A 9,296-nucleotide genomic window follows, 5' to 3' on the forward strand; every position below is an offset into this window, starting at 1 on the left:
CCGCTCACCCGCTCCGCCGCCTCGTCTCCCGGAAATGGCCAAAGTCGAGCTTAGAATTGGCCAAATTTGCCAACAAGGTCCCCACTGCTTTCAGCCTATCTACGGCACAGCAGCCTTATTGGGATTCAGCATACTCATCGCCTGCGCGGTCGCGTCCGAGCTCGCCGCGTCCGGTGAAGGTCAAGGTGGCGAAACGACGATAACAGCAAGAAATCGGCGAGCCGGTGACGAGACAGGCCGTTCATCGCAACGCGCCACCCGGGCGCATTACCTTGAACGCCCCTTGCTCCGCGCAGCTCATCGGCCCAAGCCAGACTGGCCGCGTACGAAACCGACACATGACCGCACCGTGCTCTCAGTGTCAGCAATGCAAATGCGCCCTGACCCGCAGGGGTACCCACAGATGAACAGATCGTCGCGGCCTCTTCAGGTCGTAAAATCGGGGACGGCAGCCAACACGCGCTCGAGTGCAGGCGTGACGCGGCGGGGGTTCCAGATCAAGCGTGTCTCGACCACGGGCGTGGGAGGCGTCAAGGGGCAGATCACAACGCCCTCGCGCCGGAGCACGCGCCACCCTCCTGGGCCGAGGGCTACGCAGCCTGTGGTCGCAACCAGGAACAGGATAGTGGCGACTTGACTGGCTTCGTGCTCCACTCGCGGTTCAAAGCCTGCGGCGCGATAAAGGGCGAGATAGAAGTCGTGCCCGGCAGGGTCCTGCTCCCGCGCCAAGTTGAGCACGGGCTCTCCGTACAGTTCGGCGATGGCTAGCCGATCCTGTTGCGCCAGCCGGTGACCTTCGGGCAGGAGGCACACAACGGGCTCACGGAGGATTGCGCGCGTGGTGAGGCCAAGCGGCCGTGCCTCTGCCCGAACCAAGCCGGCGTCCAACGTGCCCTCGCGCAGCGCCTCCATTTGGGTGCGCGCTGGCATCTCCCGGAAGCGCAGCACGAGGCCCGGCGCAGCCGTCCGCACCAGGCTCGTGACACGCGGCGCCGCCTCGAACGTCGCGGCGCCAATGAGGCCGAGCGTGCCTCCGCCGAGCTGGCCCCGCGCGACCTCCCGCGCCCGCGCCGCTGCGGCGGCGGCGCCCCCCAGCAGGTCGGCAGCATCGGCCAACAGCACGTGCCCGGCCTCGGTAAGCTGCACCCGTCGTCGGTCCCGGCGCAGCAGCTGCGTGCCCACCCGCCGCTCCAGCTCCGCCATTCCATCGCTGACGGCGGAGGGTGTGGCGTGCAGGCGGGCTGCTGCGCGCCGGAAGTGCAGTTCCTCCGCCACCGCGCGAAAAATGCGGAGCAGCCTTGGGTCGAGGTCGGTGTTCGCCATAATCCGACAGATGCTCGCCCGTGATCGGTTTTCACAAGCACCCAGGCTACCAAACTTCGGACCGCTCCCATCATCAGGAGAGGAGAATGGGCATGAGGACGTCACTTCTGGCCGCAGCCGCAGCCGCAGCCGCAGCCGCAGCCGCAGCCGCGGCGTTGGCAATGGGCACCGCCGCGCGGGCGGCGCAGGACTTCCCCGGATACTTTGGTTTCCAAGGCCGCTACCTGGTTGTCCTTTCGGACGCCGACATGGTCGCTTCGGCCTACATGGACGGACGGCTCGGCCCGCGGGAAGCCGGACTGCGCGACACCCTCTCGGTTATCCCGCTCACCGCCGGCGCGGCCGGGCTTAGGCCAGTGGAAGTGCCGGTTTCCAACCCGTCACGGCCTGGCCGTCAAATCTCGCGATCACGCGTGATGGCCGCTTCGCTTTCGTTACAGAGATGAACGAGCCACCGCCTGAAGGCGCGACGCGACGGGAGGAGCTGCGCCCTGGTCGCCGGGTCTCGGTGGTAGACCTACGCGACACCGCTGCACCGCGCGTGATCCAAACGGTCGAACTACAGGGTCGCACCCATGCCGCGACGTTGACGCCGGACGGGAGGACGCTCGCGATCAACGTCGCCGACAATCCGCAGGTCGGCGTCTGCCTTTTCACGGTCGGCACGGATGGGCGCCTCGGGGAGTCGACGGCGCTGAAGCTGCCGGGCACCGCGGCCTTCGTGCGGCACATCGAGTTCTCGCCAGATGGGCGCTTCATCGCCGCGACCTTCCCAGCGCAACATGAGGCGCGCTTCTTCCGGGTGGGCCGCGGCGCCGACGAGCGACCGACCCTCGACGCCTGGGGCGAGCCCGTCATCACCGGCAAGTTTGCGGGCGTCGGCCATTGGACGCCGGATGGGCAGCACTTCCTGGTGACGAACCTCTATTGGTTCGGCGGCGCAGCAGACCTCTATGTCGGCGCGCAGGCCTCGACCATCACCTCGGTCGCCTTCGACGCGATGGGCGATGCGGCGGGGCAGGTGCGGCATGTGGTGGTCGGGATGGCGGCGGTCGGTGCCTCTGCCGAGGAGTTCGCCATCTCGCCGGACGGGCGGCGCGTTGTGAGCATCAACATGGAGAACTCCTTCCTCGCGCCAGGCGACGAGCGGTTGACCTTTTTCTCTTCGCTGACCTTGCTCGACCTCGACCCGGCGACGGGCCGCCTGACGCCGCTGCACACACTGCCATTCGAGGGCATCCTGCCAGAGGGCATCACCTTCGACGCATCCGGCCGGCACCTCGCGGTGGCCAATTTCGCGCAGTTCAACCCACAGCGACCGACCGCGCAGACCACGGTGGACTTCTTCCGCTTGATCGAAGGACCACGCCCGATGCTGGTGCAGATGAACGCCCGCGTGCCGGTGATGCGCGGCGCACATGTCGTCAAGCTGATCCGCTGAACGCCTCCGCGCGGTGGCGGCAGCGCGCCCGCGCGACGGCGAACAGGCAGTCGGCCGTGGAGCCGGCGGGCTTGGCGGACCGATCCGCCAGCGCTCGCTGCCCGCCGATTTTGGACTTTCGCGCCGACTGGGTCCTCGCGGTTTCCACGTGGCTGCTCTTCAGCGTGAGCGCCATCCTCGTCGCGGCGTGCATTACAGCGCGTCGGAACGGCGCCTGACGCAGACGGGCTGTCCGCGTCCATTTCGCGCCAATCCGGCGAAGCCGCGCCGTGTCATCCCATATGCGATGAGGCATGCGCGGCTCGACGTACTAGAGCGGACCGCATGGAACGCTCATCGAGGCGAATATGGGCGCACTCCGGTCAGCGCCGAGCTTCGCTGGAGAGGAGCGCTAGCACAGCGTCGGTCACCCAACCCTCGTCTCCGTCCGGCTTGCGGCAGAAAACAAACCCGCTCTCGCTGGAACATGAGATCGATTCGGTCGCCTGAGTCTAGGTCAAGCTCCAGCGCAGCGAAGTCGCGGCGCAATCGAAGGCGCCCGTCCTGCCGCTCGAGCTAGGATCCGGGCACCCAACCCTCGCGGTCGTCGGCCGCTTGGCACCAAGCCCAGCCCAAAATGTCAGTCCTGGTGGTGCGGTCGGGGTCGAGCCGCACCTTGACGCCGGCCAGTGCCGCAATTGAGTTTTCGTAGGGGCGGCGGTAAGCGCGGACCGCTACAGCCACCGTGCCGGCGGGGGAAGACGTAGAGCACCCTTTAACCTCTGATCCCGCGCGTAGGGGTAGCGACAACCGCGCGCCTGATAAACCGGCGCCGCTCAGGAGCTACTCACCACCTCGGCGATGCTGCCTCCGCTGATCGGTCGCTAGCCCGCGCGCAAGCTCGTGCCCATTCGCCAGAATGGCGGAGGCCCGGTCGACCTTCGGTTCGTTCGCATGCGATCAGGGCCATTCGAGTTTGATCTAGCGACGTCGGTTCGTTCTCGGCCCGTTTACCTTGACCGTTGCACTCGACACAATGCCGCCTCGCGCCGTCTAGCCACTTACGGTCCGCTTACCTACATTCACAAGCATGTCTCGTTCCCCTACTTCAGACCTAGCTCCCCTGATCAAGCTCTTGCAAGCGGGTGTCCCACCCGCCCGCGCTGCAACCGAGTTCTCGCGCGTTTTGGCTGTCTGGACAGCTGAGCTCAAGGATGACGACGAGCAGCTACAGGAGCGGCTATCCGGCTTGGCCGAGCAGATGGCGACTGGGATCGAGGAAATGCACGAGGGCATTGCCGAGGCGAGCGACAAGGGAAAACCCACTCTGCGGCGGATACTGGCGACGCATGAGGCGGTGCTTGACGGGGTGAGAAAAGCGCAGGGGGCAGGATAGGCACCCCACCACCCCGCCAGGGAGGTTACCGCGACAAGCGATCCTTTGCGGTCCTCCGTCCTATGCTGCATCCGGCCCTATGCGCGAGCTTTTGGGCTTGATCCGCTTTGCGGAACGCGGGAAGGGTTATTTTCGGACCTATACTCGTGTCCTTCATCGGCTCGTCCGCCGGGTTCAGGTCCGTACCGAGGCCCAGGCTGCACGACGTTCACCGTTATCCAGCGCAGGCCGAAATCCCACGCCGGCCTCCGTCCCATGCCTTGCAGCGCCGCCTTGCTCATCGTGTAGGCCGACAGGCCCGTGAAGGGAATGCTGTCGCCGTCGACGGAGCCGATCACGATGACGCAGTCGCCCTCCGGCATCCGTCGAGCAGCCTTGACTGCCGCGTGGTAGGGCGCGTTCACGTTGATGCAGATCAGTCGGTCCACCCCGTCCGGGTCCGGCTCCAGCGGGTCGCCCACCCCTCCACTTACCGCCAGCAAGTCCAGCGGCCCGCTCTCCCGTACCCGCGCGGTCACCGCATCCCGATCCACGCTGTTCGTCATCGCTGCCGTAGCGCCCGTCTCCGCTGCCAAGTCGCTCCGCCGAGCCTGCATAGGTGAAGGTCACCGCCGTGCCCTCGGCGGCGAAGCAGCGCACGATCGCCGCTCCGATCCCTCGGGCTGCCGCCCAGCACGCGAATGGACTTGCCACAAAGATTGGTCATCAGGCCCTCCTCCAGGTTCAGCCTAGTAACCGCCACACAAATCATCCAAACGTCTCGTAGGTGCCCGCTGAAACGAACCCGGGACGCGGAAGGTAGCTCGCGCCCCTACCGGCGCTGCCGACGACACCTTCGGCCGCTTTTCGCCGTCACCCACCCGGACGTGGCCGAGCGCCTGGCCGACTACGTAGTCACCCTCATGACCAGCCTCTCCAGGATGACACGCAAGGGCCACGATGTGGACCGACCTCTCGCCACGGCCGGCGTCGCCGGTCAGGCAATCACACGCGTCCTCCCCGCTTAGGTGCCGCTTCCGCTGGCGCGCTACATCGGTCGTCGCACCGCTCTATATCGTCGTGACGGCTAAAGGCTATTATTGGCCCTTGGCAGGGTAACGATCGGGCTGCGGGGCGTGGATGCCTGCAGGCCCTGTCCGTCCGATGTCACCGAGGACGAGTGGGCTCTGGTCGCGCCCTACCTGACGCTGCTGGGCAGCGTGAGCACGCCCTGCGTGAGGTGTTCCGAGGCGGCCAGGTTGCCGGACGCCAGGCGTGGCTTTGTGCTGTTGCCGTGGCGCCGGCTGGTGGAGCGGCCCTTCGCCCGGGTCACCCGCTTTCGCCGGCTGATGCAGGACCACGAGGGCTATGCCAGCACCCTCGCCGATTTCCACCTCGTCGCCCTCACCTGCCTCATGCCCATGCAGGCCGCGCAACCGACCAGAAGTCCATAACGGCCTCCGGTGGCAAACAACCGTGAGGCGATGACCAAGCTCGGCAAGTAGCGCTGGCGAGAATCCGCTGCGGTCCCGGGTGACGATACTGCAGGCCTTCTAGACGGTTGCCAACCGGGCCGACCTTGAGGCGTTGAGAAATCCACATGGGCGTTGCAGCTGCGGCGTCGGAAACGCTGCGGCGAGGCCCTGAGATCAGGTCGAATACGACACGGTGCGAACGGGATCACCGAAAGAGGGGCACGCCATGGCAGGCCAGAACAACGGCGAGAGTTTCGGAAATGGCCATCCGGGCGAAAGCGGCAGGAGCCCTTCGCCTGGACCGGACGCGATGCTTGGGGTCTGGGCCTCCTGGGTAGAAGCGATGTCTGAATCGGCGGCCTGGGATTGGGCCAACCATGCCAAGTCCTGGTCGCAGATGACAACCAATCAGCTCAACGGCAGCGCGGTCGCCGGCGGGGTGGCACAGCTTAGTGACATGTTAGCCAAGAATCCGTTCCTTCGTTCCGTTGATCAGATTTGGAATGCCAATCCGCTCCGCGAGATCGTACCCGTGGACTGGGCGGAGGTTGTCAAAGCGCTCCGCACGGTGTGGCTGCGCTCCCTAAACCGGCCCGGCGCAGCCATGGCGGCAGTGGAGCTGAACGCGAACCTGTTGCGCTCGGCCGTGGAGGCTTGGAACGAGGCCGGCCTGCGATGGTGGGGGGCGGAGCCGGCGGGAAGCAGTGTTCCAGCCGCCGGCGGTGACAAGCGGTTCGCCGCCCCGGAGTGGCACGCCAACCCGGTGTATCGTACGCTGAAGGACGCCTATTTGCTCGCCTCCGACTGGCTGCTGGAGCAAGGCGCGGAGCAGGCGGAGGGTGTGGACGAGGCGGAGCGCCGACGGCTCGACTTCCACCTCCGGCAGTTTGTGGACGCTATGAGCCCGGCGCTGCTGCTTGCATCGAATCCGGCGGCGCTGCGCCGCGCGATGGAGACCGGCGGCGCCAGCCTCGCCGACGGCGCACGCAACCTGGCGGCGGACCTCAAAAATGGGCGGCTCAGCATGGTGGACGCCACCGCCTTTGCGCCAGGGCGCAACCTGGCCCTGTCGCCAGGCAAGGTGGTTCACCGCAATCGTCTGCTTGAATTAATCCAGTATGAGCCGACAACCGAGACGGCGCACCGGACGCCGCTGCTGATCATACCGCCGTGGATCAACAAGTTCTACATCCTCGACATGCAACCGAAGAACAGCATGGTGCGGCACCTCGTCTCCCAAGGCTTCACCGTGTTCATGGTGTCTTGGAAAAATCCCGATGCGTCCATGGAGGATATAAGCTTCGAGGACTACATGGACCTCGGTCCGCTAGAGGCGAGCGATGTCGTACGCGAGATCACCGGCACCACGTCCATCAACGTGATGGGCTACTGCATCGGCGGCACGCTGCTCGCCCTAACTCTCGCGTGGCTGGCCCGGAAGAGGGACAAGCGCTTCAATGCGGCAACCTTCATGGTCTCGCTGCAGGACTTCGCGCGCGTAGGCGACACGGCCGTTTTTATGGACGAGCCGGCCATGGATTTGGTTGAACAGCAGATGATGGAGCGCGGCTATCTCGATAGCCGAGAGATGTCCAACATGTTTAACCTGCTGCGCTCGAATGATCTGATCTGGGCGAACGTGGTGAACAACTATCTCATGGGCGAGAAGCCGCCGGCGTTCGACCTGCTCTACTGGAACAGCGACGGGACGCGGATGTGCCGCGCCGCACACGCCTGGTACCTACGGAACACTTACAAGGAGAACAACCTGATCGTGCCAGGTAAGGTCGAGCTTAAAGGCGAGTCCATCGATCTTGGACGCATCGAGCTGGATGCTTATGCGGTCGGCGCCGAGAAGGACCACATCGTTCCCTGGGACGCTGCCTGGCACATCACGCAGCTTTTCGGCGGCAAGGTACGCTATGTGCTCGCCTCGTCTGGCCACATCGCTGGCATCATCAACCCGCCGGGCGGCAAAGGCGCCTACTGGACCAACGAGGCGCAAGCGGCAACGCCGGAGGAGTGGCGCCGGGCAGCCACTAAGCACGACGGCAGCTGGTGGACGGACTGGTCAGCTTGGCTTGCGGCGCGGTCGGGCGAGAGAGACACGTCACCAGCGACAGGCAGCGCCGCGCATCCGCCGATCGCCGGCGCGCCGGGCACCTACGTGCTGGAGAAATAGGACGACGCGGGCGCGTTCTCCAGCATCGGCCTCGGCGCCAGCCGCCCCGCACCCCGGAGGGAAGCGTTGCTACGCTGCTCGGGCTGAAGCGTCGGAGACTGCTCGGAGCGACACGGGTGATTCGCTGAGCACTGCTGCGGGCAGCTTGGCGGACGTCCTAGCAGTCAACTGAATAGCCTCGACAACTTGCTCCGGCTCGGAGTGATGGATCATGTGCCCCGCCCCCTCGACGATCCGCAGCGCGCTGCCCGGAATGGCGGCGTGCAGGCGTTCAGCGCTGCGTTTCCAGACGACCTTGTCACCGTCCCCTGCCACGATCATCACGGGCATCCGAAGGTCAGCGTAGCGTCGGCGCAAGCCCAGCGCGCCCGGGATCATCAGCGTGCCATCGACCGAGGTGGCGCGGATCTGGGACGGCCGCAGCGCCATCGCGTCGGAGTACTCGCGCCGGAACCGCTTGGTGACCGAGGCCGGCGAGAACATGGCGCGCTTCTGCAAGGGCATCAGGAGCCGCCCCAGCCACGGCGAGACCGTATAGCGCAGGATGTCCCCGAGCACCGGGATCGCTCCCGCGGTGACCAGTAGCACGTCCGGCCGCAGGGTCCAGAAGTAGTACCCGGAGAGCAGCACGAGGCCCGCCGTGTCGGCCTGGTGCCGCACCGCGAGCGAGAGCGCCACGATCGAGCCCCACGAGTGGCCTACCACAACCGGGCGTTCGATCCCTAGCTGCTTGAGCGCCTTGTGGAGCAGTTCGGCCTGCTGCATTGCCGTCCAGGCGCGTCCCCGCGGGCGCCCGCTATGGCCAAAGCCGGGTCGGTCGAAGACGATGACCCGGTGAGATTGAAGCAGGCGCTCGGCCACGCCGCTTGTGTCGTAGTCGTCGCCAGACACGACATTGCCGTGGATCAGGACAATCGGTTGCCCGGTGCCCCGATCGGTATAGTGCAGCCGGACGCCGTCCACATCAAGGAAGGCGCCACGGGGCGGATGTTCACGCTCCGCCTGACGCGCTGCGGCGCGGTTAACCAGCGCAAGCGCGCCGAGGGCGGTGACGGCCGCCCCGATGGCGAGCGTTGTCCGACTCCCAGTAAGAATCTTTGCTGCTGTGGAGAGATTCAATGCCATATTCCTATAATGTTTAGTTGCGTCGTCTCGGCCCAGGTCAGTCGATCTGGATCGGTTGCGGCAGGCCGTCGAAGTCACATGCATCGATGGCGATGCGGGCGGCGCAGTTGATGGCCAACAGGGCGACCAAACTGCCGAAAAAGAATATTGTTCCAATCACGGGTTCGATCCTTTGCATGTCCCTCCCGAAACCCTCGTTAGATGTAATGCTGCGCTGCAGCAAAACTCATCACGATTGTTTTTCAGGTAGGCTCCGTCGGGGACGCAACCGGGCACCGCGACCACAATCTGCCTCGCAACAGTGGGTATGAGCGCTGCTTCGTGTCGACGAGCAGCCCCTAAGCGGTGCTGCGAATGTCTGGGGGCGGCTGAACTCTTGCTGGTCAATTGCGTTTC

At 65.6% G+C, this 9,296-nt stretch carries 9 protein-coding genes; 5 read left to right on the top strand and 4 right to left on the bottom strand.

Annotation, left to right across the window (positions count from 1 at the left end; all coding sequences use genetic code 11):
* Positions 1–426: 426 nt before the first annotated feature.
* Positions 427–1,323 (bottom strand): LysR family transcriptional regulator, encoded by an 897-nt coding sequence (locus AC5JJ6_RS28535; protein ID WP_496045303.1) that lies wholly within the window; start codon positions 1,321–1,323, stop codon positions 427–429.
* 92 nt (positions 1,324–1,415) lie between these two features.
* On the opposite strand from AC5JJ6_RS28535, the gene AC5JJ6_RS28540 reads away from it, so the two are divergent.
* The 3 genes from AC5JJ6_RS28540 (at position 1,416) to AC5JJ6_RS28550 (ending at position 4,139) form a co-directional block, all read left to right on the top strand.
* Positions 1,416–1,769 carry a hypothetical protein gene (locus AC5JJ6_RS28540; RefSeq protein ID WP_496045304.1) on the top strand — a complete coding sequence of 118 codons (354 nt, stop codon included), beginning with the start codon at positions 1,416–1,418 and terminating at the stop codon, positions 1,767–1,769.
* A complete protein-coding gene (locus tag AC5JJ6_RS28545) occupies positions 1,766–2,764 on the top strand; it encodes a lactonase family protein (protein ID WP_496045305.1) in 999 nt (332 codons plus the stop codon). Before AC5JJ6_RS28540 ends, AC5JJ6_RS28545 begins: the two co-directional genes overlap by 4 nt.
* Positions 2,765–3,929: 1,165 nt before the next feature.
* Positions 3,930–4,139, top strand: coding sequence for a hypothetical protein (locus AC5JJ6_RS28550; protein ID WP_496045306.1), 210 nt, complete (start codon positions 3,930–3,932; stop codon positions 4,137–4,139).
* 77 nt (positions 4,140–4,216) lie between these two features.
* Here AC5JJ6_RS28550 and AC5JJ6_RS28555 read toward each other — a convergent pair whose 3' ends face one another.
* On the bottom strand, positions 4,217–4,684 hold the full coding sequence (locus AC5JJ6_RS28555; RefSeq protein ID WP_496045307.1) for an SDR family oxidoreductase: 468 nt from the start codon (positions 4,682–4,684) through the stop codon (positions 4,217–4,219).
* A gap of 570 nt (positions 4,685–5,254) precedes the next feature.
* Between AC5JJ6_RS28555 and AC5JJ6_RS28560 the strand changes: the two genes are divergently transcribed.
* Positions 5,255–5,572, top strand: coding sequence for a hypothetical protein (locus tag AC5JJ6_RS28560; protein ID WP_496045308.1), 318 nt, complete (start codon positions 5,255–5,257; stop codon positions 5,570–5,572).
* Positions 5,573–5,819: 247 nt separating this feature from the next.
* A complete protein-coding gene (locus tag AC5JJ6_RS28565; RefSeq protein WP_496045309.1) occupies positions 5,820–7,775 on the top strand; it encodes a PHA/PHB synthase family protein in 1,956 nt (651 codons plus the stop codon).
* A 69-nt stretch (positions 7,776–7,844) separates the two neighbouring features.
* Here AC5JJ6_RS28565 and AC5JJ6_RS28570 read toward each other — a convergent pair whose 3' ends face one another.
* Positions 7,845–8,900, bottom strand: a complete 1,056-nt coding sequence (locus AC5JJ6_RS28570) for an alpha/beta fold hydrolase (RefSeq protein ID WP_496045310.1) — start codon at positions 8,898–8,900, stop codon at positions 7,845–7,847.
* A 37-nt stretch (positions 8,901–8,937) separates the two neighbouring features.
* Positions 8,938–9,078 (bottom strand): hypothetical protein, encoded by a 141-nt coding sequence (locus AC5JJ6_RS28575; RefSeq protein WP_496045311.1) that lies wholly within the window; start codon positions 9,076–9,078, stop codon positions 8,938–8,940.
* Positions 9,079–9,296 lie beyond the last annotated feature (218 nt).

This window comes from Skermanella sp. (genome assembly GCF_059503625.1).